Here is a 23,325-nt window from a genome sequence, read left to right as displayed (position 1 = left end):
CTGCGGCCTCCCGAGGTGGTGTACGGCTGCCCGTCCAGCGTAGGCCGCTCGGGATGCGCGTGGGCGCCCGGCGGCCGATGGTGAGAGTGTGCCCCGTTCGGCGGCACCGGCACGGATGCGCCCATCCGGAGGAGGAGGCATCATGTCGAGTTCCACGCCCGAAGAGTCGCGGTCGATCGACGACCACTGCACTCCCGACGCCCTGCTGCACACCGCCCCGGCCAGGGACGTCACCCCGGAGGACCTGGTGATGGCGGCGGGCAGGGACGTCACCCCGAAGACCCTGGACTGGGCCCGCCGCAAGCTGGAGACGGAGGGCCCGGCGGCGATCGAGAAGCTCCTGCCCTAGCGGGAGCGCCCCTTGACACCTTTCACAGCGCCTTGCGGCGCATGAGGACGGCGAGGGTGAGCAGGCCGGGCGGCAGTGGCAGCCAGACGGTCAGCATGCGGTAGCCGAGCACGGCGGAGGCGGCCGTGGCGGCGGGGGCGCCGGACGTGGCGAGCGCGAGGACGAGCGCCGCGTCCAGCGAGCCGAGCCCGCCCGGCGTGGGCAGCAGGGCGGCGGCGCCGCTGGCGGCGAGGTACAACAGGGCCACCTCGGGCGCGGGCAGCGGCAGCGCGACAGCACGCCCCACCGCGACCAGCACCGCGCAGTGCAGCGCGGCGAAGCCGAGCGAGCCGCCCCACAGGGCCGCCGCCCGCCGCGGCCGCGCGTGCACGGCCCGTACGTCGGCCATCAGCGCGCTCAGCAGCCGGCGGCAGCGCGGCCACAGCGGCCCGGCGGCGACCGCCGCGATGAGCAGCGCCGCGCAGAGCACGCCGGTCAGCCAGACCAGCGGCACCTCGGGCACGCGCAGCAGGCCCGGACAGAACGGCACCAGCAGCGCGATCAGCAGCAGCTTCGACACGCCCCCGGCCCCGCCCTTGACGGCGAGGGCACCGGCGGAGCGGCCCATGGGCAGCCCGCAGCGCAGCAGGAACCGCAGGTTCACCGCCCCGGCACCGATCCCGGCGGGCAGCAGATGGTTGGCGGCGCAGGCGGCGAACTGGGCCGCGACGAGGCGTAAGCCGGGCAGCCGCTCCACGACGGCCCCCTGCTGGGCGAGCGCGGCCGCCGGCCAGGTGCCCACGGCCGCGACCGCCCCGACCGAGAGCCAGCCCTGGTCGGCCTCGGTGAGCCGCACCGCCCCGCCGCGCACGGTGGGCCAGTACCGCTGGGTGAGGTAGGCGAGGACGAGCAGGACGCAGACCAGCAGCCCCACCTGCCAGACCAGACCCCGCACGCGCGGCGCCGGACGGCCGGCCGGTACGGGGAGCACTTCGGGAGCGTCCTGCGTCATCGGCACCCCTCCCCCCTCCACGGAAGCACCCGTCGCCGGCGCCCGGGGAAACCGGACGCCACAGCGAAACCAAGGTCAAACTAACGCGGAACCACACCCCCCGCCGCGCAGGTACGGCCATACGGCGGTGGCCCGGCGCGGCGGGGGGACGCACCAGGTGACCGGCGGGCTCAGAGCCCCTTCGGCACCCGGTGCGGCGGCTGCTCGGGGGTGGGGCGCGGGGTGGGCGGGGGCACGGTCCGCACGGCGGGCTCGTCGGCCTCCAGCATGACGGTCTCCCCATGGTGCTCGATGATCAGCGGCGGTCCTTCCAGCAGCGTGTAGGTCGCCTTGTCCCCGCTGATCTCCACGCGCAGCCGCCGCCCCCGGAACTGCAGGTGGAAGGCGAGTTTGCGCAGCCGCTCGGGCAGCCGCGGCGCGAAGCTCATCCCGGCCGGGCCCGTCAGCACCCGCCGCATGCCGCCGAACCCGGCGACCAGCGCCATCCAGGTCCCGGCCAGCGAGGCGATGTGCAGTCCGTCGCGGGTGTTGTGCTCCAGGTCGTGCAGGTCCATCAGCGCCGCCTCGGTCGTGTAGGCGTAGGCGAGCCGCAGATGGCCCGCCTGGGCGGCGATGACGGCCTGGCAGCAGGCCGACAGGGAGGAGTCGCGGACGGTCAGCGGCTCGTAGTAGGCGAAGTTCCGGGCCACCTGCTCGTCGTCGAAGTAGGAGGAGCAGCTGTACATGGCCAGGACCAGGTCGGCCTGTTTGACGACCTGTTTGCGGTAGAGGTCGAAGTACGGGAAGTGCAGCAGCAGGGGGTACTGGTCGGGGCGGGTCCCGGCGAAGTCCCAGCGCTGGTAGCGGGTGAAGCCGGCGTTCTGCTCGTGGACGCCGAGTTCGTCGTTGTAGGGGATGTTCATCGCCTCGGCCGCGTCCCGCCAGGCCGCGCTCTCCTCCTCGTCGGTGCCGAGCCGCTGGGCCTCCTCGGGGTAGCGCTCCACGGCGTCGGCGGCCGCGAGCAGGTTCTGCCGCGCCATCAGATTGGTGTACGTGTTGTCGTCGGCGACCGCGCTGTACTCGTCGGGCCCGGTGACCCCGTCGATGTGGAAGGCGCCGCGGTGGTCGTGGTGGCCCAGCGAGCGCCACAGCCGGGCGGTCTCCACCAGCAGCTCCATGCCCACCTCGCGTTCGAAGCGCAGGTCACCGGTGGCCTCGACGTAGCGCACGACCGCGTCGGCGATGTCGGCGTTCACATGGAAGGCGGCGGTACCGGCGGGCCAGTAGGCGGAGCCCTCCGAGCCCTCGATGGTCCGCCAGGGGAAGGCGGCGCCGCCGAGCCCCAGCTGGGCCGCGCGTTCGCGGGCGGCGTCCAGGGTGTTGTGGCGCCAGCGCAGCGCCTCGGCGACGGCCCGTGGCGCGGTGTGGGTGAGCAGGGGCAGCACGAACATCTCGGTGTCCCAGAAGGCGTGCCCGTCGTACCCGGAGCCGGTGAGGCCCTTGGCGGGGATGGCGCGCTGCTCGGCGCGGGCGCCGGCCTGGAAGACGTGGAACAGGGCGAAGCGTACGGCCTGCTGGATCTCCTCGTCGCCGTGCACCTCGACGTCGGCGCGCGCCCAGAAGTCCGCGAGGGCCTCGCGCTGGGCGGCCAGGAGCCCTTCCCAGCCGTCGTGGGAGGCGGCGGCGAGGGCCGCGTCGACCTGGTCGGCCATGGCGGGCAGCGAGCGGGTGCCGGACCAGCCGTGCGCGACCAGCTTCTCCACCCGCAGGGTGTGTCCGGGCTCCAGTACGGAGGTGACGGTGAGCCGGGCGACGTCGATGCCGCTCTCGCTGCGGCTGGTGGTGCGGCCGGGCCCGGTGACGACGTGGTCGGCGCCGACCGCGACCCTGAGGCCGCTGCGCTTGGTGCGGTGCACCAGCCGCAGCCGCTCCCCCGAGGCGAAGCCGTCCTCCTGCTCCAGTGGCGAGCGCAGGCTCATCGCGGCACGCGGGTCGCCGTTGGGCTCGGGCAGGCTCTCGTTGGCGACCAGCTCGGACTGGATCACGACACGGCTGGGACGGCCCACGGCCTCCACCTCGTAGGCGATGGCGGCCACCGCGCGCTGGGTGAGGGAGACCAGCCGGGTGGAGCGCACCCGGACCGTGGAGCCGGCCGGGGAGGTCCACTCGCAGGTGCGTTCCAGCACCCCGCGCCGCATGTCGAGGACGCGTTCGTGGGAGATCAGGCGGCCGTAGCGCAGGTCGAAGGGTTCGTCGTCCACCAGCAGACGCAGGATCTTGCCGTTGGTGATGTCGATGACGCTCTGCCCGGACTCCGGGTAGCCGTAGCCGGCTTCCGCGTACGGCAGCGGGTGCACCTCGTGCACGCCGTTGAGATAGCTGCCGGGCAGGCCGTGCGGCTCGCCCTCGTCGAGGTTGCCGCGCCAGCCGACGTGCCCGTTGGACAGTGCGAACACCGACTCGCTCTGGGCGAGCACGTCCAGATCGAGGGTGGTCTCGCGCACGTGCCAGGGCTCGACCGTGTACGCCCGCTCAGTGATCACTGCGTCCCTCCCAGCTCGGCGAGGTCTTTCACGACGATATGCGCGCCGTGGGCGTACAGCGCGTCGGCCTGCCCCGTGCGGTCCAGCCCGACCACGTATCCGAAGCCTCCGGCGCGGCCCGCGTCCATCCCGGCGAGCGCGTCCTCGTAGACGGCGGCCCGCTCCGGGGGCACGCCGAGGTCCGCCGCGGCGGCCAGGAAGGTGTCGGGTTTCGGCTTGCCCGGCAGGTGCCGTTCGGCGGCCACCACCCCGTCGATCCGTACGTCGAAGAGGTCCTCGGCGTCGATCGAGCGGAGCACGTCCTGACAGTTGGCACTGGAGGAGACGATGGCGGTGGCCAGGCCGGCCGCGCGCACGGCGGCCAGATAGCGCAGTGTGCCCTCGTACGGCTCGACGCCGTCGGTGCGGATCTTCTCCAGAAGCAGCTCGTTCTTGCGGTTGCCGAGGCCCTGCACGGTGCCGGCGTCCGGCGGGTCGTCGGGGCCGCCCTCGGGGAGTTCGATCCCGCGGGACTTCAGGAAGGAGCGGACGCCGTCGGCGCGGGGGCGGCCGTCCACGTACTCGTCGTAGTCGGCGACCTCGTCGAACGGCCGCGCGTCCGGGCCCTCGTGGTCGCGGAGGAAGGCGTCGAAGGTCTCCTTCCAGGCGGCCGCGTGCACGACGGCCGTCTTGGTGACGACTCCGTCGAGGTCGAACAGGCACGCCTGGATGGTGTCGGGCAGTCCGAGCTGAGTCATACCCTGCTCCCTTCCCCGGATCGGGCGCGGCGATCACGCCGTTCCGAGCGGAAATGGGGGCGCCCGGCGGCCGCCCCGCGCACGCCCGGTGGCACACTTCGCTGCATGCCGCCGACCTTCGACGACCTTCTCCTCCGCGCCCGCAGCCTGGTCGAGGACGGACAGCGCGCGATCCTCGGTATCGCGGGCGGTCCCGGCGCGGGCAAGACGACCCTCGCCGGACACCTCGTCCGCGCCCTGAACGCGGACGGCCCGCCCTGGGTGGCGCACGTCCCGATGGACGGCTTCCACCTGGCCGACGCCGAACTGGACCGGCTGGGCCGCCGGGACCGCAAGGGCGCCCCGGACACCTTCGACGCGGCCGGGTACGCGGCGCTGCTGCGGCGGCTGCGCGAGACCCCCGCCGACGCGGACGAGGTGGTGTACGCGCCCGCCTTCGAGCGGGACCTGGAGCAGCCGGTGGCGGGCTCGATCCCGGTGCCGCCGTCGTCCCGGCTGGTGGTGACCGAGGGCAACTACCTTCTGCTGCGCGAGGGTTCATGGGCCGGGGTACGGCCGCTGCTGGACGAGGTCTGGTACTGCGAGGTCGACGAGCCGGAGCGGGTGCGGCGCCTGGTGGCCCGGCATGTGGAGTTCGGCAAGGAGCACACGGCGGCGGTGGCCTGGGTGCTCGGCACCGACCAGCGCAACGCCGATTTGATCGCCACCACGCGGGAGCGGGCGGACCTGGTGATACCGGCCTCGGCGCTGCCCGTACCCGGCCGGGGCTGAACCGGCGCCCGCCGGGGCCCGTATCCCACGGAGCGCGGCGGAGGGTCCGCCGAGGGGACCGGCGGGGGCGGTGGCACCGCCGGTCGCGGGAACGGTGTGCGGACACGGCCCCGACGAGGGCGGATCGGCACCGGGACCGGTGCGGCCCGTGCCACCGTGGGGCGGATGATGGCGAGCGAACACCTCGGGACCGGGACGATCCCCGCACCGGCGCCCCCGCTCCCCCGCCCCCGTGACCGCCGCCGGCTGGTGCCGCTGCTGGTGGCGCTGCTCCTGGCCCAGATGGCGGCCGCGATGGTCACCACGGCCGTCCGGCAGACGCCCACCATCGACGAGCCGGTGTACGTGGTCACCGCCGCCGACTACCTGCACGAGCACCGGCTGCGCTACAACCCCGAGCACCCGCCGCTCGGCAAGCTCCTGATCGCGGCCGGGATCGCGGTGGCCGACCCGCACTACGAGCCCGATTTCCCCGGCACCCAGAGCGAGGCGGGCCGCCATCTGCTGTACGGGTCGGGGAACGACCCCTGGCGGCTGATGCTGTGGGCGCGGCTGCCGGTGATCGCGCTGACACTGCTCGGCGGGCTGGTGGTGTTCGCCTTCGCACGGGACCTGGCCGGGAGGGCGGCCGGTCCGGTGGCCCTCGCGCTGTACGCCTTCTGCCCCGACGTCGTCGCGCACGGCTCGCTGGCCACGCTGGACCTCCCGATGACCGCCTTCCTGCTGACCTCCGTCTGGCTGGCCTGGCGGGCCCGGAACCGGCCCCGCCTGTACGTGCCGCTCGCCGGGGCGGCGCTGGGCGCGGCGGTGGCCACGAAGATGAGCGCGCTGCCCGCGATCCCGCTGCTGATGCTGCTGGCCGCCTGGTCGGTCCGGCACGCGCGAGCCGGTGCCGGACGGCGGCGCGGGGTGCTGGTGGCGCTCGGGGGCGCGGGCGTGGTGCTGGCGGTGACGCTGGCCGTCGTCTGGGCCACCTATCTGGTCGTCGACCCCCGGCTGGGGTTCGCGCCCGCCGAGCCGCTCCCGCCGCTGGCGGGCAAGCGGGCGCTGGTGAGCGGTCTGCTGCCGCTGCCTCCCGCCTACGGCGCCGGGCTGCGGGCGCAGTTCGCCATGGAGTACTACCCGTGGGAGGGCTTCCTGTTCGGCCGGGTGTACACCGGCGCCCTCTGGTACTACCTCCCCGTGGCCCTCCTGGTGAAGACCCCGCTCGGGCTCCTGGCCCTGGGCGCGGCCGGCGCCGTGACCGTCCTGGCGGTGCCCCGCCTGCGCGCCGCGGCCCCGTACCTGCTGCTGCCGCCCGCACTGCTGCTGGCGGTGGCGACGACGGGCGCGCGGGACTTCGGCACCCGGTACGCGCTGTTCGTGCCGGTGTTCCTGGCGCTGGCCGGCGGCTGTGTCACGCTCTGGCGGCGCCGGTGGGCCGAAGCGCTGGCCGGGGTGCTGGTGCTGTGGGTTGCGGTGAGTTCGCTGCGGACGTTCCCGTACTACCTGCCCTACGCCAACGAGGCGTTCGGCGGCCCCGCGCGCACGCACCGGCTGCTGCACGACTCCAACGTGGACTGGGGCCAGGACCTCGGCGCCCTCGCGCACCGGCTGCGGGAGCGGTACCCGGGCGAGCGGGTGTGGCTGGTCTACAAGGGCAGCGGGGTCCCGTCGTACTACGGCATCCACGCGGGCGCTCCGCTCTCGGTGCCGCCGGAGCGGGTGCGGGGGCTGCTGGTGGTGTCGGACTCGGCCGCCGCCAAGGCGCGGGGGCGGCTGGCGGAGCTGATCCGCACGAGCCGCCCGGTCGACGACGTGGGGCACTCGATCACGGTGTACCGGCGCTGACCCTCCCGGCCGACACGCGGGGCGACCAGCAGTGGTGAGCTATGTTGGCTCGTCGTGGGAGACAAAGTCGACGGTCCGGCGCCCTCGCCGCAACAGGCACGCGCCCAGGCATCAGCGATCACCTCGGGCGGCCCCGCCACGGGCGCCGAGGCCGCGCCGACCTCCCAGCTCCGGGCGCTGTTCGACGGGCCCCGGCTCTCCCCCGGACAGCGCCGGGTGGCGCAGTACCTGATCGAGCACCTCACCGAGGCCGCGTTCCTGTCCATCACCGAGCTGGCCGACCGGGCCGGGGTGAGCCAGCCCTCGGTGACCCGGTTCGCCTCCGCCGTGGGCTTCAGCGGGTACCCGGCGCTGCGGGAGCGGCTGCAGTCGATCGCGTTGGGCGCGCTGGCGGGCGGTCCGGGCGAGGAGGACCGGGCGAACGAGCTGCAGGCCGCCGTGGACGCGGAGATCCAGAACCTGGAGCATCTGCGCCGCGACCTGGCCGACCCCGAACGGGTGATCCGGGTGGGCCGCGAGCTGTCCCGCTCCACCCCGCTGACCGTGCTGGGGCTGCGCATCTCGGGGTCGCTGGCGGAGTACTTCGGGTACGCGGCCCGGCGCATCCACCCCGATGTGCGGCTGGTGACGCGGGGCGGCAGCGTGGCGTGCGACGCGCTGCTCCAGTCCCGTGAGGCGGGCGGCACCTGGGTGCTGGCGTTCGCCATGCCCCGGCACGCCCAGGAGACGCTCGCCGCGCTGCGGGTGGCGCGGGAGGCGGGGCTGAAGGTCGCGTTGATCACCGATCTCGCGCTGGGCCCGCTGGCGGAGGAGGCCGACGTCACCTTCGCCACCGGCACCGGCTCCCGGCTGGTCTTCGACTCCTACGCGGCCCCCGGTCTGCTGGCCGCCGCGCTGCTCCAGGCGATGACCGACGCCGACCCCGAGCGTACCCAGGCCCGCCTGGAGCAGTACGAGCAGGTCGCCGACCAGCAGCAGTTCTTCCTGCGGGACTGATCCCGCGCGGATCGGCCCCGCCCCGGCACGGATGAATGTTTTCATCCGTCTTGCAAAGCGGTTGGCATATATAAATACTGCTCACGGATTCCGTGGCGTCCCCGCCCGGCCCGCCGGGCCAGGGCCGCCCCCACCCGTCGGATCACCCTCTCCGGCGACGAGGCACACCGGAAGCGATGAGCATGCCGATCACCACCACGCGCATCAGCGGCGACTGGCCCTGCCAGGTCAAGCAGCCGGGCAGCTACGACTGGGAACGCTCGGCGGCCAAGTGGCTGCGCGAACTGATTCCGGCGCGCTACGCCAGCTATCCGGCGCTGATCAAGCACCCCGTCCTGCTGGCCCGGCACGCCGGGCTCCAGGTCCAGCAGGAGATCCGGGTGGCACGCACCGCGCTGCAGACCGCCCGCGCCGAACTGCCGATGCTCGGGCTGCCGGAGTCGGTCATCGAGCACACCATCAAGCTGTACGCCGCCGAGCTGCTCCAGCTCCAGCACATCGCGCGCAGCGTCCGCGCCGTCTCCGAGGCGCTGGGCACCCGTGGTACCGGCCGCTGACCCCGCTCCTCCTGCGGCCGGTCCCGCACCCGCCGCCCCGGACGGGAACGGCCGGGCCGGACAAGTGAGCGAACGGCCAGGGTGTGCCATGCTCGTCGCGTGACGAGCGAGCCCACCCCTTCCATGGAAAGCGGCTTCGGCGCCGATGTAGCGGCGCTGGCCAGAGTCGTGGCCCGACAGCGCGCCGAGATGGAGCGGCTGCGGGACCTCACCGCGTCCTCGGCGGTGCTGGAACGCGCCAAGGGTGCGCTGATGGCCCTCACCGGCCGGTCCGCCGACGCCGCTCACGAGGAACTGCTCGCCCGCGCCGAGGCCGGGCGCCGCACCCTGATCGAGGAGTGCTGGCTCACCCTGGGCACGCTGGAGCACCCGAAGTCGGGCGGCCCGGACGCGGACCCGGCCGGCGTGCTGGGGCCGGTGTCCGCCTCCCGCACGCCCGCGCCGACCGCGCCCGGCGACCTCGCGGACGTCCTGGCCGACCTGGGCCGGGCTCTGGTGCGGGTCGGCTCGCCGCAGGAGCTGGCCGGGTGCCTGCTGCGCCATCTCAGCCCGGACACGGGCGTCGACGCCGTCGTTCTGTACCAGCACCGGCCCGAGGACGGCCTCGACCTCATCGGGTACGCGGGCATCGACGCCGCCCTCTCCAGGCGCTGGCGCCATCTGCCCGACGTGAACAGGCTCGCCCCGCTGGACTGTCTGCGCACCGGCGCGCCGATCTGGCTGGAGAATTTCACCGAGGACCGGCGCCACTACGTGCTCCTGGACCCCTCGGAGCGGTGGCTGTCCCGGGCCTGGCTGCCGGTGCCGGGGGGGCACGGCTCGGGCGTGGCACTCGGCGTACTGCGAACTCAAGAGGGTCCGTTCGAGCCCCGCGAGCGTCAACTGCTGCTGGGCGCGGCCCGGTTGTGCGCGGGGCGGCTGCGGGCCTTCGATGCGGACCGGACCGGCGACGCGAGCGGCATCACCCCGCACGTGCAGAGGGTGCTCGACGCGCTGCCGGGTGCCACGATCCTGCTGCGCCCGCTGCGCGGCGCGTCCGGCGCGGTCGAGGACTACCGGATCGAGGCCGTGAGCCCGGAGGCGGTCGACGTGTTCGGCAACACCGGGCGCGACATGCTCGGCCGGCAGATCCTGGAGAGCTATCCCACTGTCGCGGGTGAGCAGTTGTGGCACGGCTATCTCACGGCGCTCACCACGGGCGTGCCCTTCGAGAGCGCGCCGTTCGCCTACCAGGACGTGGTGGACGGCGTACCGGTGACCGCCACCTACTCCGTGCGGGCGACGCCGCTGGGCGACGGGCTGCTGGTGACCTGGCTGCGGCTGGACCCGGTGGACCGGCAGGCGCAGCGGCTGTGGGACGTGCAGCGGCTGGGCAATCTGGGCTGGGCCAACTGGAACCTGGTCACCGGCGAGACCTCCTGGTCCGCGCAGACGTACGCCGTGCTCGGTCTCAACGCGGCGCGCGGGCCGGTGCCGCTGACGGAGCTGCCCGCGCTGGTGGTGCCGCAGGACGCGGCTCCGCTGCGCGCCGCGATCACCGAACTCGTCGACCATGCCCGCCCTTTCGACGTGCCCTTCCGTATCGACGCGCCGAGCGGGGTACGGCACCTGCGGATCGTCGCGGAGGCGGTGACCGAGCCGGACGGCACGCCCGCCGAGGTGCACGGCTTCGTGCAGGACCTCACCGCCCAGCGCAGCGCCGAACTCGCGCTGGTCGAGAGCGAGCGGGCGATGCTGCTCCAGCGCGGGGTGCTCCAGGCCGAGCGGGCGCTGGCCGACCGGCTGCAGCACGCGCTGCTGCCACTGCCGGCCGGCCCGGTCAGTCTGGCCGGGCTGCGGGTCGAAGTCGCCTATCTGCCCGCCCAGTCGGGCATCCAGGTCGGCGGTGACTGGTTCAGCGCGATCGAACTCTCCGACGACGCGGCCCTGTTCGTCGTCGGCGACGTGGCCGGGCACGGCATCGGAGCGGTGGCCACGATGGCTCAGCTCCGCTTCACCGCCAAGGGCATGGTGGGTACGGGCTCCTCGCTGACCGGGGCGCTGACCCGGCTGAACACCCTGCTGCTGCACTCACGGGACGGCCGGTCCACCGCCACCATGGTCCTCGCCCGCTACGACCCCACGACCCGCGTACTGGCCTGGGCCCAGGCCGGGCACCCGCCGCCGCTGCTGGTACGCGACGGCACGGCCCGCTTCCTCACCCGGCCCGTCGGCATGCTGCTCGGCGCGAGCGCGACCCCGGTGTACGACTCCGCCGAGGCCCGGCTGGAGCCCGGCGACCGGCTGCTGCTGTTCACCGACGGTCTGGTGGAACGCCCCGGCGAGGACGTCCTCACCGGCTTCGCCCGGCTCGCCGACACGGTCCTCACCAAGGGTGGCGACGGTCTGGACTCGTTGCTCACCTCGATGCTGGTGGACGAGCACCGCGACGACGTGTGCGTGGTGGACATCCGGTTCCCGGAGGAGTGAGGGCTCAGCCGGTGCGGGACTCAAGGTCTCGGCGGGTGTCGTCGCCGTAGACGCCGGTCTCGTCGCCCCGGATGCCGTACCAGAGCTGGAACCGGGCCACGGCTTCGGTGAGCGGGGCGTCGTAGGGGCCGGTGGCGGAACCGTCGCGGAAGACGTCGGGGATGCGGAGGAGGCGGCGGCGCAGCTCCGTGACCTCGGGGCCGGAGTCGCCCCGGCGGAGGGTGCCGGGGCCGTCGGGATCGGCGGCCGTGGCGGGGGCCGTGGTCGGGACCGGTGCGGGTGCGGGGCGCGCGGCGGACTCCTGACGGTCGGGAAGCAGGAGGGCGCAGCCGAAGCCGGCCAGGGCGGCTGCCGCCAGCGCCGGCGCGACGGCCCGGAGCCGCCGACGCGACCTCGGGGCCGCCGGGTCCTCGGCCGGGACCGGCGGCAGCTCCTCGGTGTCCTCCTCGGCGTCGGCGGGCGGCGTGGTGCGTGGCCCCTCCCCCGGTTCCGGCATCAGCTCGCGCATCAGCTCCGCGAGGGCGTCGGTGGGGCGGGCACGCAGGACGCGTACGGGTTCCACGACCCTTGCGGGGCGCGGGCGTCCGGGATCGGGGGCTGTCGGCACGCTGCTCTCCTTCCGTCCCTCGCCGGGAGATACGGAGCGCGGGGCGGCGCCGTTCAGCGGGCCCCCGTCACGCCGGGGCCAGGGCGCCCGCCAGCACGAAGCGGTTCAGGGACGCGGTGAACGTGCCCACGAACGCGTCCTGCTCCTCCTCGGGAAGGACGTCCAGGGAGAGATACGGGTTCAGGTCCTCCAGCTCGACCAGGAGCAGCTCGCCCTCCAGGGTGCGGCAGGCGTCGACGCGCTGGATGCCGTGGCCGAGGCCGTTCCAGTCGATGAAGCCGCGCGCGAACTCCAGGTCGGCGGCGGTCGCCCGGTACGGCTTCAGGTCCCAGCGGTCGCGGGGGTCGGGGGCGTAGAGGGCGTACTGGAAGTCGTCGTCCACGAAGTAGAAGGACACCTCGTGGACGAATTCGATGTGCGGCTGGACCAGGACCGAGCCGTCCGCCACCGGGGCCTCGGCCACGCGGCTCGCCGGGACGGTGCGCAGGCCGAGGGAGTCCGCGCCGTGGGTCGGCTTGACCACGTACCGGTCGGCCGCGGGCAGCCGGTGCAGGTCCTCGGCACGGTCGACGGTGGGGATGACCGGGAGTCCGGCCTCGGTGAGGTCGAGCAGATACCCCTTGCCGGCCATGTCGGCCTTGCCGGTCAGCGGGTTGTAGACGCGGGCGCCGGTCTCCAGGGCGCGGGCACGGAACGCCTCGTACTCGGCGTGATAGCCCAGCACGGGGCCGCTGTTGCGGACCACGACGGCGTCGAAGCCGTCCATCAGCGCGGCCGCGTCCATCGGGTGGCACAGGGCGAGGTCGAAGTGGTCGCGCAGCCGGGAGGTGAGGAAGACGTCCTCGTCGCCGTAGCGACGCCCGCGGGCCGGGTACGCCAGGTCGGTGACGTAGAGCAGGCGGGGGCGGGCGGAGGGCATACGGGATCTCCTCGTACGGGCCGGGTGCCGACAGGGTGGAGAAAGGTTACGTCGCAGCACGTGGACGATGATCGCCGGGCCCGCACGGAGCACTCGGTTCCCTCACCGGGCCCTGTCGGCTGCACTCAGTGCCACAGGTGGCCGCCGGGTGCTACGTTCCCGTCCATGAGCACCAGCAGTGCGGCGCCGCCCGCGAAGCCGCCGATGCGGGACGCCCTGGTGGCGGCCGCCTTCCAGCTCTTCCTGGAGCGTGGGTACGAGCAGACCACGGTGGACGACATCGTGGCGCTGGCGGAGGTCGGACGGCGGTCGTTCTTCCGCTACTTCCCCTCCAAGGAGGACGTGGTCTTCCCCGACCACGAGAGCTGCCTCGCCGACATGACCGCGTTCCTCGCGGCGGGCGAGAGCGACGAGGAGCCGGTGCGGCGGGTGTGCGACGCGGCCCGGCTGGTGCTGCGCATGTACGCGGAGAACCCGGCGTTCTCGGTACAGCGCTACCGGCTGACCCGCCGGGTGCCGGGGCTGCGGGCGTACGAGCTGTCGGTCGTCTGGCGTTACGAGCGGGCACTCGCCGCGTATCTGCGCGGGAGGTTCGCGGACCTGCCCGACGGCACGCTGCGCGCGGACGTGATCGCGGCCGCGGTGGTCGCCGCGCACAACAACGCCCTTCGCTCCTGGCTGCGTTCGGACGGCAAGGGGGACGCGGAGGCGGCCGTGGATCACGCGCTCGCCTGCGTGCAGACGGCGTTCGCCGACACGCCGGCCCGGCCCGCGCCGTCTCCCTTCCCGCCCGAGTCGCCGCGCCCCGACGACGTGGTGGTCCTGGTGGCCCGCCGGGACGCCCCGCTCTGGCAGGTGGTGCGGCAGTTCGAGGCGGCCCAGGGCGAGAGCCGCTAAATAAGGGTACGCAGTGCCTTTACGAGTGACACTGAGTGCCATACCCTGTCGCTCGTGCACGGTGGCACGGCATCGGGCACGAGCGGATTCCGGCCCAGTGCAGGGAGTTGACGAGCGTGTACCACCACTCAGCAGGAACGGCCCAGCCGGTGGCGGGCTCGGCGGGCCTCCTCACCGACCGCCCCGCCGACTCCATCGAGTACCAGCGCTGCGGCTGGTGCGGCACCGCGATGTACCACCGGCTCCTGTGTCCGGTCTGCCAGGGCAGCGACCTCCGCACCGAGCGCAGCGAGGGCATCGGCACGGTCCGCCACTCCACCACCGTCCACCGCAACACCCCCGCCGCCCGCAATGTCTCCCTCGTCGAACTCGCCGAGGGCTTCGTCGTACGCGGTCGCGTCATGGGCCCCCTGATCGGCATCCACAGCGGTGACCGGGTCCGCCTGTCGACGGCCGAGGACCCGGTCCGCGGCGAACCGGTCTTCCAGCTGCTGGACGAGTCGTGCCGGGCGTGGACCTGAGGCGGTCGGCCGGCTAGGCGGGAAACGTCACCCGGATTCCCACCGTGCCCTCGGTCCCCCGCCGCAGCCTGCTGCCCAGCAGGGTGAGGCGGCCCGCGATGCCGTACTTGCGGGCGATCAGGGTGCGGTAGCGGGCCGTGGTGGCGGGGTCGGCGATCTCGGCGTGCGCGGGGTGCGGGGCGCCGGTCGGGCGGCCGCGCATGTCGCAGGGGCCCACCAGGACGTCCGCGCGGCGGCGGATGCGCTTGACCTTGTAGCTGTCGGCGGCGGTCCAGACGCCGAGGGCGTCGCCGTCGGGGACGACCCAGACCGGGGTGGCCACCGGAGTGCCGTCCTTGCGGTAGCTGGTGACCAGCAGGTACTTGCCCGAGCCGAGCCGGGACACAAGCGCGTCGTCCATGGCTCCGAGTCTACGAGGGGGCCCGCCGGGGGCCGCGCGGACACTCCCGATGCCGCGGACCTGCGGCGCGGAGCAACTCCGGCGTCTAGATTGCGTCTTGACCGGTACCTCCCGCCCCAGGCACCCCAGGAGCTGACCCTCGTGACCGACAACCCGGCCGCCACCAACGACGTGGCCGCGTCCCTTCGCGCCCGCATCAACACCGGCCAGCCGCACACCGCCCGCATCTGGAACTACTGGCTCGGCGGCAAGGACAACTACGAGGTCGACCGCGCGGCCGGCGACCAGATCCGCCGGCTGCACCCCGGCATCGGGGAGTACGCCCGCCACGACCGCCTCTTCCTGGGCCGTGCCGTGCGTCATCTGGTCAACGACCTCGGCATCCGGCAGTTCCTGGACATCGGCACCGGCCTGCCCACCGCCGACAACACGCACGAGGTCGCGCAGAGCGTGGCCCCGGAGACGCGGGTCGTCTACGTCGACAACGACCCGCTGGTCCTCACCCACGCCCGCGCCCTGCTCACCAGCACCCCCGAGGGCCGTACGGACTACCTCGACGAGGATCTGCGCAACATCGACTCGATCTTCGAACACGCGGCGAAGACACTGGACTTCAGCCGGCCGGTGGCCCTGATGCTGCTCGGCGTGGTCATCTTCATCGGCGACGACGAGGACCCGTACCGCCTGGTACGGCAGTTGGTGGACCGGCTGCCGGCCGGGAGCTACCTGGTGCTGTCGCACACCGTCACCAGCCCCTCGATGCCGGACGTGGACGAGGCGGTGAAGTTCTGGAACGAGCACGGCACCCCCAAGCTCACCCAGCGCACCCCCGAGGACGTGACCCGCTTCTTCGACGGTCTGGAGCTGCTGGAGCCGGGCGTGGTGTCCTGCTCGCGCTGGCGTCCCGAGGGCGCCGGGGACACCGAGCCGGAGGAGGTCGCCATGTTCGGCGGGGTGGCCCGCAAGAACTGACCCCGCCGGCCGGGGAGATCGTGCCGTCCGGTGAACACTCCCGGCCCCGGTCCCGTACTGACGGGGGGCGCTCGCGACCGGAGGGCCCCGTGCCGCCGGTCCGGGCGGTGCGCGCTCGGGGTTCGGGAGTCTGGCATGAGGCACGCACGACGGCGGGTCGTCCGGCGAGTGACACGGCTGGCGGCGGTCGGCGGACTCCTCCTGGGAGGAGGGATGGTCGCGCAGGCGGCCATGGCGAGCGAGACCCCGGCAGCGCCGGCCACCACGTTCAGCGCGGCCGGTACGGCCGGGAGCAAGGGCGCGGCACTCGCGGAGCGGCTCGGCACGGCCCGCTCGGCGGGCAACTGGGTGGACGCGCAGAGCCGTCCGGTCGTCGCCGTGACCGACGAGCGGGCGGCCGCCGAGGTACGCGCGGCGGGAGCCCGGGCGAAGGTCGTCGGCCACAGCATGAACGAGCTGAAGTCGGCCACCGCCGCGCTGCGTTCGGCCCCGCGCGTGCCGGGCACCGCCTGGGCGGTGGACTACCGCACCAACCGGATCGTGGTGAGCGGGGACCGCACGGTGTCGTCCGGCGACTGGACGAAGATGACTCAAGTCGCCTCGCGCATCGGGGACTTCGTGACGATGCAGCGGACCGGGGGCAGGTTCACCACCCGGCTCAACGGCGCCCAGCCGATCCTCTCGACCGGCGGCCGCTGCTCGGCCGGGTTCAACGTGACCGACGGACAGCGGGACTTCATCCTCACCGCCGGGCACTGCGGGCCGACCGGCTCCATCTGGTTCGCGGACGGCCAGGGCACCCGGCAACTGGGCGCGACGGTCAACAGCAGCTTCCCCGGCGGCGACTTCTCCCTCGTCCAGTACGACACCGACAAGGCCGGTCCGGGCGCCGACGTGGTGGCGGTCGGCGGCGGCAAGGGCGTCCGCATCACCGGCGCGGGCGACGCGGCCGTGGGCCAGCGGGTGTTCCGCAGCGGCAGCACCAGCGGGCTGCGCGACGGCCAGGTGACCGCGCTCAACGCGACCGTGAACTACCCCGAGGGCACCGTCACCGGCCTGATCGAGACCGATGTCTGCGCCGAACCCGGTGACAGCGGCGGCCCGATGTTCTCCGAGGGTGTCGCCCTCGGCGTCACCTCGGGCGGCAACGGCGACTGCACCACCGGCGGTACGACCTTCTTCCAGCCGGTGACCAAGGCACTCACCGCGTTGAACGTCAAGCTCATCACCGCCACGCCTCCCTCCGGCGCCCAGAGCGCCGCCCCCACCCCCGCGACGGAGACGGGCCAGAGCGGGATGACGCCGAGCGCGGCCCGCCCCGGCTCCTCGGCCCCGGTGACCGGCGTGGACGGACAGACGCTGCTGGCCCGCCTCACCGACACCCGTAACGTCGGCCCCGGACTGCTGGTGATCGCGGGCAGTGTGATCGCGCTGGTCGCCACCCGGTACATCCGCGCCGAGCAGGACCGCAAGGCGTACCAGCGGTACTACTCGGCGACCTGGGGCTGACCCCTGGCCGAGGCAGGCGCGGCCAGGAAGGCGGGCACGGCAAACGAGGGCACCCGGTCACGGGTGCCCTCTGGGCGGTTCGACGGTGGCTCTGCGGGGTCCGGTCAGACCGGGCGGCGCGGCGTCGGGGCCGCGGCGGCCCACTCCATCACGAGGCGCTGGTACTCCGCGCGCTGCTCACTGGTCAGGATGCCGCCCGACCGGCGCCACAGGGCCCGGATCTCCTCGTTGACCTCCGCGGCCGAGCGCCCGCAGAAGGCTTCAGCAGTGGTGGACATGGTGTGAAGCATATGCCGGTCCCCGTGAAGGCGCCGTGAATAAGTACGAGCGATCCGGGCATTTCGGACCGTGTCGCTCATCACGTCAAGAAGCCGTGCGGAAGGGCGAGTTCGGTTCGGCCCGCCCGTCCGCACGCGGGCCGTGCTCAGGTACCGGGCTTGCGGCCGTAGACGAAGACGTCGTCGCCGTTCTTCAGGAGCGACCAGTACTTCTTCGCGTCCTTCGTGGTCATGTTCACACAGCCGTGGGAACCCGGCGGGTTCCACATGCTGAGACCGACGGAGTGGAACGCCTGGCCGCCGTCGAAGAACTGGCTGTAGGGCATCGGCACGTCGTAGAGGCTGGAGACGTGGTCGATGTCACGCCAGTAGACCTTCTTCAGGCCGGTGCGGGTCCCGTACTTGTCGCGTCCGGTGCGCACCGGGACGGGGCCGTAGACCAGCTTCTTGCCGTCCTGGACCCAGCTGAGCTGGAGGGTGAGGTTCACACAGGCGATGCGGCCCTTGTTCACCGGACACTTGCCGTCCTTGTTGGGGTTCTTCCCCACGGCCTTCTGCCGGTTCATGAGGTCCATCACACCCCAGGTGACGGGTCCGGCGTAGCCGATGTTGGGGGTGATGCCGTGCTTGTTCTGGAAGCTGCGGATGGCCGAGCAGTCCCCCGAGGACTGCTTGCCGTCCACCGTGCGGCCGAGGAACCGCTCGACCTGCTTCTGGTACGGGCCCGCCTTGGTGGTGCAGCTCGCGGCCTGGGCCGGAGTGGCGGTGACGGCGATGGCGAGCGGCGCGACCAGCGCGCCGACCCCGAGTGCGACGGCTCCCCGTCTGCGTATGTCCCCCATGGTCGGCCCCATCCCTTCTCCCCTGCGGGTCCCGGGGACACCCCCGGGTTCTCGGCCCCGGTGGTTCCTGGGGCTTACGGCCTACTAGACCGGCTCCTCGGCCGGATGGTTGTGTTTCCGGCATGCTGTGACGAAACGGTGAACTTCATCCCGGCCCGCCGCGGCTGCCGTCCATCGCGGTCCGGAACCCGGTGTGCACCGAGGTGAGGCCGCCGTCGACGACGAGGGTGGTGCCGGTGATCCAGGCGGCGTCGCGGGAGGCGAGGAAGGCGACGGCCGCCGCGATGTCCTCGGGCTCGCCGACCCGGCCGAGCGGATAGCAGTCGCGTACCGCGTCCAGGTCGTCGTCGCGGCCCTCCCAGGCGGAGGTGCGCACGGTGCCTGGCGCGACCAGGTTGACCCGGACCCCGCGGGCGGCCGAGCGGCCGGCGAGGGTGCGGGTGAGGGAGCCGAGGCCGGCCTTGGCGGCGCTGTAGGCGTGGTTGCCGAAGTCCATCAGGCCGTTGACCGAGCCGATGCTCACGATGGCGCCGCGTCCGGAGGCGGCGAGGTGGGGCAGCGCGGCCTGGCAGCAGCGGCGGACGCCGCCCAGGGTGATGTCGAGGTCACGGGCCCAGGACTCGTCCGGGTCGTCCTCGAACTTCGCGCCCGCGTCCGGTGAGCAGTGGGCGGCGCAGTTCACCAGCACGTCGAGCGAGCCGAAGGCGTCGACCGCGTGGGTCACGGCCGCCTCCACCGAGGCCCGGTCGGCCACGTCACACACCAACGCCCTGGCGGTGAGCCCCTGTTGGCGCAGCGAAGCGGCGGTCTGCTCGGCCTCCGGCGCGTCCTGGTCGGTGACCAGGACGCGGGCGCCCTCCTGGGCGAGGCGCCGGGCGACGGCCGCGCCGATGCCCCGGCCCGCGCCTGTGACGAGGGCCGCGTGGCCCGTGAAGCGATGGGTGAGATCGGTCATGGGCCGACGGTAGGGCAGCGGGGACCGCCGCGACAGAGGCTGTCCGGTCGCGGCGGTCCCCGCTCAGACGGTGCGGATCAGTGACCCCGCTCGATCCACTCCTGGAGGTGGCCCGACTCCTCGCCGATCGTCGTGGGGTCGCCGTGGCCGGTGAGCACCTTGGTCTCCGGGGGGAGGGTGAGCAGCCGGTCCCGGATCGAGTCGATGATCGTCGGGAAGTGCGAGTACGACCGCCCGGTGGCGCCGGGGCCGCCCTGGAAGAGGGTGTCGCCGCTGAACACCGCGCCGAGACCGGGGTCGTAGAGGCAGACGGCGCCGGGGGCGTGACCGGGCGTGTGCAGCACGGTCAGATCGGCTCCGGCGGTCTCCAGCACCTGGCCGTCGACCAGGTGCTCGTCGGGCTCGCGCTCGGGGTGGGTGAGCCGCCAGAGCGGCAGGTCGTCCGGGTGGAGCCAGATGGTGGCACCGGTCCGGTCGGCGAGGGCGGGGGCCGCGTTCACATGGTCGTTGTGCGCGTGGGTGCACACGATCGCGGTGAGCCGGCGGTCGCCCACGGCTTCGAGGATGGCCTCGGCGTCGTGCGCGGGGTCGATGACGACGGCCTCGTGGTCGTCGCCGACGATCCACACGTTGTTGTCGACGTCCCAGCTCCCCCCGTCGAGGGTGAACTGGCCGGAGGTGACGAGGCGTTCGATACGGGCGGTCATCAGAACTCCACCACCGATCGCAGCACGTCGCCGTGCTGCATCCGCTCGAACGCCTGCTCCACCTGGTCCAGTTGGATGGTCTCGGTGACGAACGCGTCGAGCGGCAGGCGCCCCTGGAGGTGCAGGTCGATCAGCATCGGGAAGTCCCGCGAGGGCAGACAGTCGCCGTACCAGGAGGACTTGAGGGAGCCGCCGCGGCCGAACACGTCCAGCAGGGGCAGTTCGAGCTTCATCTCCGGGGTGGGCACGCCGACCAGGACGACGGTGCCGGCCAGGTCTCGGGCGTAGAACGCCTGCCGGTAGGTCTCCGGGCGGCCGACCGCGTCGATCACCACGTCGGCCCCGAAGCCACCGGTGATTTCGCGGATCGCCTCGACCGGGTCGGTCTCCTTGGAGTTGACCGTGTGGGTTGCACCCAGCGTGCGCGCCTTCTGCAGCTTGCGGTCGTTGATGTCGACGGCGATGATCTTCACGGCCCCGGCCAGCACGGCCCCGGCGATGGCCGCGTCCCCGACGCCGCCGCAGCCGATGACGGCGACGGAGTCGCCCCGGCCGACGTTGCCGGTGTTGATGGCGGCGCCGATGCCCGCCATGACACCGCAGCCGAGCAGTCCGGCGACGGCCGGGGAGACCTTGGGGTCGACCTTGGTGCACTGGCCGGCCGCGACGAGCGTCTTCTCGGCGAAGGCGCCGATGCCGAGGGCGGGGGTGAGCTCCTGGCCGGTGGAGGCGATGGTCATCTTCTGCTTCGCGTTGTGGGTGTCGAAGCAGTACCAGGGACGCCCGCGCCGACAGGCCCGGCATTTACCGCACACCGCACGCCAGTTGAGGATCACGAAGTCACCGGGCGCGACATCGGTGACGCCCTCCCCCACCGACTCCACGACACCGGCGGCCTCGTGGCCGAGCAGGAAGGGGTAGTCGTCGGAGATGCCGCCCTGCTTGTAGTGCAGATCGGTGTGGCAGACCCCGCACGCCTGGATGTCCACGACGGCCTCGCCGGGGCCCGGATCGGGGATCACGATCGTCTCGATCCGGACCGGCTCGTCCTTCCCCGGTGCGACGACGCCGCGTACTTCCTGCGCCATGGTCAGGCCCCTTTCCGTCGGTGTTCCTATCCGTCCCGACCCTACGCCACCGGGGGCCTGCGGGAAGGCTCCGTGAGGGCGTGGACCAGCGGGTTTCCCGGCACGAGCGAGGGCCGCCCGGTCATGGACGGCCCTCACGGGTACGGCTGTTCAGCTCCGGCGCGGACCTAGGGCCTCTCGTTTGGATCTTGCCGGGCTCGCGGGGTCTGGCACCGCGCCTCGCGGCGTTGTCGTCGGTTGCCATGGCTCCGCCATGTCGCCCTCCTCCGCCTTGCGATGCACGGCACCAGACCCCGCTCCCTGATCCGGCCTGATCCAAACGAAAGACCCTAGAGGCCGGGGAGCACTCCGGTGACGGGGGCGGCGAGGTCGGTGAGCTGGTGCAGTTCGTTCAGCCGGTTCAGCTCGCTCACCTGGTTCAGGCCGCGCAACTGCTCGCCGACGCGCGGGACCTGGCTCTGGGCCTGGGGCGGGAGTTCGCTGAGGGCGACGTCGTCCAGCACGGTCATCGGGTTGAGCTGCCCGGTGGCCGGGGCGCTCGCGTCGGCCGCGTTCGCCAGGGGTGCGGCAAGGCCCGTGACACCGACGGCCAGACCGACGGCGGCGACGATGCGTCGTGTTGAGATCATGCCTTGAGCAACGTCCGTAACCACGTGCCGGACACGGGTGGTGGCCGTGGCTCACCCGACAGGCGGACCCGGTCCGCTTGCGTTTGCCGTCGCCGCCGGGGCGGAGGAGTCTCGGATGTGGGCCCCCGCGGTCCGCCGCCCGCCGGGCCGCGGGCGTACGAAGGAGGTCACCATGGGCAGCAAGAAGGATCCCGCCTTCACCACGGAGGCACTGCGCGAGGCCATCGAAGCGGACTCCGGAGACGGCCTGCTCGCGCTGTACGAGGACGACGCGCAGGTCCGAGTCATCGACCAAGCCGACCAGCCGAGCCACCCCAAGGTGCTGCGCGGCCGGGGCGAGATCGAGGAGATGCTCGCCGACATCTACAGCCGCGAGATGATCCACCGGCTCGATCAGTGCGTCATCGACGGCGACCACGCGGCGTTCACCGAGTCGTGCCAGTACCCCGACGGCAACAAGGTCTACGCCGAGTCGATGCTCACGCTGCGCGACGGCCGGATCTCGGACCAGATCCTCATCCAGGCATGGGACGAGTAGGCGCGAGGCTGGCGCGGGTCCAGGTCAGCTCCCGGCTGACCTGGACCTTCTCGGTCCGGCTGGAGACGGGCCCGCCGCCGGGCTCCCGGCGCTCCGTACTGCCCCGGCCGGCGCCGGCGGTGCTGCGGGCGGTGCGTCCGCGGCTGCCGCGCCGGCACCGGCGCCGGCACAGCTGAGCGGGTCAGGTGGTGAGGACCATCCGGAAGCGGGCCTTGCCCGAGAGCATCTTCTGGAAGGCGGAGTCGACGTCGTCCAGCGGCACGGTCTCGCTCATCGGACGGATGCCGTGCAGGACGCTGAACTCCATGGTGTCCTGCACGTCCTGGGAGGTGCCGGAGGGGTGGCCCTTGACCTCGCGGCCGGCCAGTAGGAGCTGGACCGGGCTGATGCCGATCGGTTCCATGGCGGCGCCGATGACGACGAGCTGGCCGCGCGGGGCGAGGCCGTCCACGGTGGCGGACATGGCGTCGGAGTTCCCGGCGGTGGCCAGCACCACCTTGGCACCGCCGAGCGCTTGAAGCGCCTCGGCGACTGCGGTCCCCGAGGTGCTGTCGATGTAGTGGTGCGCGCCCAGTTCCCGCGCGAAGTCCTCCTTCTCGGCGCCGCGCGCGATGGCGACGGTCTCGAACCCCATCGCGGCCGCGTACTGCACCCCGAGGTGCCCCAGCCCGCCGACCCCGAGAACCGCGACCAGGTCTCCACCGGGCCGGGCGTCGGTGCGCCGCAGGGCGTTGAAGGTGGTGACGCCCGCGCAGGCCATGGGCCCCGCGTCGACGGCGTCCAGTCCCTCGGGGATGCGGGCGAGCGCGTCGACGGGCACGATCACCTGCTCGGCGAAGCCGCCGTCGTAGGCCCAGCCGGGCACCTGGAGGCGGACGCAGGTGATGAAGTCGCCCTCGCGGCACGGCTTGCACCAGCCACAGCTCCCGCCGAACCAGCCGACCGCGACCCGGTCCCCGGCCTTCCAGTCCCGTTCCGCCGTGCCCTCCCCCAGCTCCGCGATCCGCCCGGCGATCTCGTGCCCGGCGACCTCGGGGAAGGAGATGCCCGGCAGCCCGCCCTCGACGAACATGGCGTCGCTGTGGCAGACCCCGCACGCCTCCACGGCGATCCGCACATGGCCGGGGCCCGGCTGCCGCACCTCTCGTTCGACCACCTCGAAGCCGCCGCCGGGTTCCGTCACCTGCGCCACTCGATAGGTACTCATACGCCTCTCCGGGGAACGTCCCACAGGCCCGCGC

The 23,325-nt window shown here is 73.1% G+C and carries 25 protein-coding genes; 12 read left to right on the top strand and 13 right to left on the bottom strand.

Going from position 1 to position 23,325, the window contains the following annotated elements; translation table 11 throughout:
• The first annotated feature begins 142 nt into the window (after window positions 1–142).
• Window positions 143–349 carry a hypothetical protein gene (locus tag E5082_RS23780; RefSeq protein WP_135793297.1) on the top strand — a complete coding sequence of 69 codons (207 nt, stop codon included), beginning with the start codon at window positions 143–145 and terminating at the stop codon, window positions 347–349.
• Between the two features lie 22 nt (window positions 350–371).
• Here E5082_RS23780 and E5082_RS23775 read toward each other — a convergent pair whose 3' ends face one another.
• The 3 genes from E5082_RS23775 to E5082_RS23765 form a co-directional block, all read right to left on the bottom strand.
• Window positions 372–1,340: a lysylphosphatidylglycerol synthase domain-containing protein gene (locus E5082_RS23775; RefSeq protein ID WP_135793296.1), complete on the bottom strand. Its 969-nt coding sequence runs from the start codon at window positions 1,338–1,340 to the stop codon at window positions 372–374.
• A 170-nt stretch (window positions 1,341–1,510) separates the two neighbouring features.
• Complete coding sequence (locus tag E5082_RS23770; protein ID WP_135793295.1) at window positions 1,511–3,862, bottom strand: glycoside hydrolase family 65 protein; 2,352 nt, start codon at window positions 3,860–3,862, stop codon at window positions 1,511–1,513.
• Complete coding sequence (locus E5082_RS23765) at window positions 3,859–4,599, bottom strand: HAD family hydrolase (protein ID WP_135793294.1); 741 nt, start codon at window positions 4,597–4,599, stop codon at window positions 3,859–3,861. Before E5082_RS23765 ends, E5082_RS23770 begins: the two co-directional genes overlap by 4 nt.
• Before the next feature lie 105 nt (window positions 4,600–4,704).
• Here E5082_RS23765 and E5082_RS23760 point away from each other — a divergent pair, with 105 nt between their 5' ends.
• From E5082_RS23760 to E5082_RS23740, 5 genes are all read left to right on the top strand, one after another.
• The gene (locus tag E5082_RS23760) at window positions 4,705–5,370 is read left to right on the top strand and encodes a nucleoside/nucleotide kinase family protein (protein ID WP_135793293.1); all 666 of its coding nucleotides are present in this window, start codon (window positions 4,705–4,707) and stop codon (window positions 5,368–5,370) included.
• A 165-nt stretch (window positions 5,371–5,535) separates the two neighbouring features.
• Window positions 5,536–7,200, top strand: coding sequence for a phospholipid carrier-dependent glycosyltransferase (locus E5082_RS23755; protein ID WP_135793292.1), 1,665 nt, complete (start codon window positions 5,536–5,538; stop codon window positions 7,198–7,200).
• Between the two features lie 54 nt (window positions 7,201–7,254).
• Window positions 7,255–8,196, top strand: coding sequence for a MurR/RpiR family transcriptional regulator (locus E5082_RS23750; protein WP_135793291.1), 942 nt, complete (start codon window positions 7,255–7,257; stop codon window positions 8,194–8,196).
• Window positions 8,197–8,372: 176 nt separating this feature from the next.
• Complete coding sequence (locus tag E5082_RS23745) at window positions 8,373–8,753, top strand: hypothetical protein (protein ID WP_190045214.1); 381 nt, start codon at window positions 8,373–8,375, stop codon at window positions 8,751–8,753.
• A 123-nt stretch (window positions 8,754–8,876) separates the two neighbouring features.
• Window positions 8,877–11,222, top strand: a complete 2,346-nt coding sequence (locus E5082_RS23740; RefSeq protein WP_135793531.1) for a SpoIIE family protein phosphatase — start codon at window positions 8,877–8,879, stop codon at window positions 11,220–11,222.
• A 4-nt stretch (window positions 11,223–11,226) separates the two neighbouring features.
• Here E5082_RS23740 and E5082_RS23735 read toward each other — a convergent pair whose 3' ends face one another.
• Both E5082_RS23735 and E5082_RS23730 read right to left on the bottom strand, forming a co-directional pair.
• Window positions 11,227–11,829, bottom strand: coding sequence for a peptidoglycan-binding protein (locus E5082_RS23735; RefSeq protein ID WP_135793290.1), 603 nt, complete (start codon window positions 11,827–11,829; stop codon window positions 11,227–11,229).
• A gap of 67 nt (window positions 11,830–11,896) precedes the next feature.
• Window positions 11,897–12,748: an ATP-grasp domain-containing protein gene (locus E5082_RS23730; RefSeq protein ID WP_135793289.1), complete on the bottom strand. Its 852-nt coding sequence runs from the start codon at window positions 12,746–12,748 to the stop codon at window positions 11,897–11,899.
• A gap of 165 nt (window positions 12,749–12,913) precedes the next feature.
• On the opposite strand from E5082_RS23730, the gene E5082_RS23725 reads away from it, so the two are divergent.
• Together E5082_RS23725 and E5082_RS23720 are read left to right on the top strand one after the other, a co-directional pair.
• Entirely contained in the window at window positions 12,914–13,645 is a 732-nt protein-coding gene (locus E5082_RS23725; protein ID WP_135793288.1) for a TetR family transcriptional regulator, read from the top strand.
• A gap of 116 nt (window positions 13,646–13,761) precedes the next feature.
• On the top strand, window positions 13,762–14,166 hold the full coding sequence (locus E5082_RS23720; protein WP_135793287.1) for a Zn-ribbon domain-containing OB-fold protein: 405 nt from the start codon (window positions 13,762–13,764) through the stop codon (window positions 14,164–14,166).
• Window positions 14,167–14,179: 13 nt separating this feature from the next.
• On the opposite strand, the gene E5082_RS23715 is transcribed toward E5082_RS23720, so the two are convergent.
• A complete protein-coding gene (locus E5082_RS23715) occupies window positions 14,180–14,566 on the bottom strand; it encodes a PPOX class F420-dependent oxidoreductase (RefSeq protein ID WP_135793286.1) in 387 nt (128 codons plus the stop codon).
• A gap of 141 nt (window positions 14,567–14,707) precedes the next feature.
• Between E5082_RS23715 and E5082_RS23710 the strand changes: the two genes are divergently transcribed.
• Complete coding sequence (locus tag E5082_RS23710; protein ID WP_135793285.1) at window positions 14,708–15,538, top strand: SAM-dependent methyltransferase; 831 nt, start codon at window positions 14,708–14,710, stop codon at window positions 15,536–15,538.
• A gap of 135 nt (window positions 15,539–15,673) precedes the next feature.
• On the top strand, window positions 15,674–17,047 hold the full coding sequence (locus E5082_RS23705) for a S1 family peptidase (RefSeq protein ID WP_135793284.1): 1,374 nt from the start codon (window positions 15,674–15,676) through the stop codon (window positions 17,045–17,047).
• Between the two features lie 104 nt (window positions 17,048–17,151).
• On the opposite strand, the gene E5082_RS23700 is transcribed toward E5082_RS23705, so the two are convergent.
• The 6 genes from E5082_RS23700 to E5082_RS23675 form a co-directional block, all read right to left on the bottom strand.
• Window positions 17,152–17,337 (bottom strand): hypothetical protein, encoded by a 186-nt coding sequence (locus tag E5082_RS23700; RefSeq protein ID WP_135793283.1) that lies wholly within the window; start codon window positions 17,335–17,337, stop codon window positions 17,152–17,154.
• Between the two features lie 134 nt (window positions 17,338–17,471).
• A complete protein-coding gene (locus tag E5082_RS23695; RefSeq protein WP_135793282.1) occupies window positions 17,472–18,167 on the bottom strand; it encodes a L,D-transpeptidase family protein in 696 nt (231 codons plus the stop codon).
• A gap of 145 nt (window positions 18,168–18,312) precedes the next feature.
• Complete coding sequence (locus E5082_RS23690) at window positions 18,313–19,122, bottom strand: SDR family NAD(P)-dependent oxidoreductase (protein WP_135793281.1); 810 nt, start codon at window positions 19,120–19,122, stop codon at window positions 18,313–18,315.
• Window positions 19,123–19,199: 77 nt separating this feature from the next.
• Entirely contained in the window at window positions 19,200–19,829 is a 630-nt protein-coding gene (locus tag E5082_RS23685; RefSeq protein WP_135793280.1) for an MBL fold metallo-hydrolase, read from the bottom strand.
• A complete protein-coding gene (locus E5082_RS23680) occupies window positions 19,829–20,917 on the bottom strand; it encodes an S-(hydroxymethyl)mycothiol dehydrogenase (protein ID WP_135793279.1) in 1,089 nt (362 codons plus the stop codon). Before E5082_RS23680 ends, E5082_RS23685 begins: the two co-directional genes overlap by 1 nt.
• 329 nt (window positions 20,918–21,246) lie before the next feature.
• Entirely contained in the window at window positions 21,247–21,546 is a 300-nt protein-coding gene (locus tag E5082_RS23675; RefSeq protein ID WP_135793278.1) for a hypothetical protein, read from the bottom strand.
• 172 nt (window positions 21,547–21,718) lie between these two features.
• Between E5082_RS23675 and E5082_RS23670 the strand changes: the two genes are divergently transcribed.
• Together E5082_RS23670 and E5082_RS23665 are read left to right on the top strand one after the other, a co-directional pair.
• A complete protein-coding gene (locus E5082_RS23670) occupies window positions 21,719–22,084 on the top strand; it encodes a nuclear transport factor 2 family protein (RefSeq protein WP_135793277.1) in 366 nt (121 codons plus the stop codon).
• The gene (locus E5082_RS23665) at window positions 22,072–22,260 is read left to right on the top strand and encodes a hypothetical protein (protein ID WP_135793276.1); all 189 of its coding nucleotides are present in this window, start codon (window positions 22,072–22,074) and stop codon (window positions 22,258–22,260) included. Before E5082_RS23670 ends, E5082_RS23665 begins: the two co-directional genes overlap by 13 nt.
• Window positions 22,261–22,265: 5 nt before the next feature.
• On the opposite strand, the gene E5082_RS23660 is transcribed toward E5082_RS23665, so the two are convergent.
• Window positions 22,266–23,291: an alcohol dehydrogenase gene (locus E5082_RS23660; RefSeq protein ID WP_135793275.1), complete on the bottom strand. Its 1,026-nt coding sequence runs from the start codon at window positions 23,289–23,291 to the stop codon at window positions 22,266–22,268.
• Between the last annotated feature and the right edge of the window lie 34 nt (window positions 23,292–23,325).

Origin of the sequence: Streptomyces griseoluteus (assembly GCF_004784465.1) — a bacterium.
GTDB lineage: Bacteria > Actinomycetota > Actinomycetes > Streptomycetales > Streptomycetaceae > Streptomyces > Streptomyces griseoluteus.
The sequence above is the reverse complement of the archived record's forward strand: the minus strand, read 5'-3'. Positions and strand labels throughout refer to the sequence as shown.

Bases quoted from the DNA above. Each gene is read 5' to 3' on its own strand.
- E5082_RS23780 (WP_135793297.1), top strand. From the start codon at position 143: ATGTCGAGTTCCACGCCCGAAGAGTCGCGGTCGATCGACGACCACTGC.
- E5082_RS23775 (WP_135793296.1), bottom strand. From the start codon at position 1,340: ATGACGCAGGACGCTCCCGAAGTGCTCCCCGTACCGGCCGGCCGTCCG.
- E5082_RS23765 (WP_135793294.1), bottom strand. From the start codon at position 4,599: ATGACTCAGCTCGGACTGCCCGACACCATCCAGGCGTGCCTGTTCGAC.
- E5082_RS23760 (WP_135793293.1), top strand. From the start codon at position 4,705: ATGCCGCCGACCTTCGACGACCTTCTCCTCCGCGCCCGCAGCCTGGTC.
- E5082_RS23755 (WP_135793292.1), top strand. From the start codon at position 5,536: ATGATGGCGAGCGAACACCTCGGGACCGGGACGATCCCCGCACCGGCG.
- E5082_RS23745 (WP_190045214.1), top strand. From the start codon at position 8,373: ATGAGCATGCCGATCACCACCACGCGCATCAGCGGCGACTGGCCCTGC.
- E5082_RS23740 (WP_135793531.1), top strand. From the start codon at position 8,877: ATGGAAAGCGGCTTCGGCGCCGATGTAGCGGCGCTGGCCAGAGTCGTG.
- E5082_RS23730 (WP_135793289.1), bottom strand. From the start codon at position 12,748: ATGCCCTCCGCCCGCCCCCGCCTGCTCTACGTCACCGACCTGGCGTAC.
- E5082_RS23725 (WP_135793288.1), top strand. From the start codon at position 12,914: ATGAGCACCAGCAGTGCGGCGCCGCCCGCGAAGCCGCCGATGCGGGAC.
- E5082_RS23715 (WP_135793286.1), bottom strand. From the start codon at position 14,566: ATGGACGACGCGCTTGTGTCCCGGCTCGGCTCGGGCAAGTACCTGCTG.
- E5082_RS23705 (WP_135793284.1), top strand. From the start codon at position 15,674: ATGAGGCACGCACGACGGCGGGTCGTCCGGCGAGTGACACGGCTGGCG.
- E5082_RS23700 (WP_135793283.1), bottom strand. From the start codon at position 17,337: ATGCTTCACACCATGTCCACCACTGCTGAAGCCTTCTGCGGGCGCTCG.
- E5082_RS23695 (WP_135793282.1), bottom strand. From the start codon at position 18,167: ATGGGGGACATACGCAGACGGGGAGCCGTCGCACTCGGGGTCGGCGCG.
- E5082_RS23690 (WP_135793281.1), bottom strand. From the start codon at position 19,122: ATGACCGATCTCACCCATCGCTTCACGGGCCACGCGGCCCTCGTCACA.
- E5082_RS23685 (WP_135793280.1), bottom strand. From the start codon at position 19,829: ATGACCGCCCGTATCGAACGCCTCGTCACCTCCGGCCAGTTCACCCTC.
- E5082_RS23680 (WP_135793279.1), bottom strand. From the start codon at position 20,917: ATGGCGCAGGAAGTACGCGGCGTCGTCGCACCGGGGAAGGACGAGCCG.
- E5082_RS23675 (WP_135793278.1), bottom strand. From the start codon at position 21,546: ATGATCTCAACACGACGCATCGTCGCCGCCGTCGGTCTGGCCGTCGGT.
- E5082_RS23670 (WP_135793277.1), top strand. From the start codon at position 21,719: ATGGGCAGCAAGAAGGATCCCGCCTTCACCACGGAGGCACTGCGCGAG.
- E5082_RS23665 (WP_135793276.1), top strand. From the start codon at position 22,072: ATGGGACGAGTAGGCGCGAGGCTGGCGCGGGTCCAGGTCAGCTCCCGG.
- E5082_RS23660 (WP_135793275.1), bottom strand. From the start codon at position 23,291: ATGAGTACCTATCGAGTGGCGCAGGTGACGGAACCCGGCGGCGGCTTC.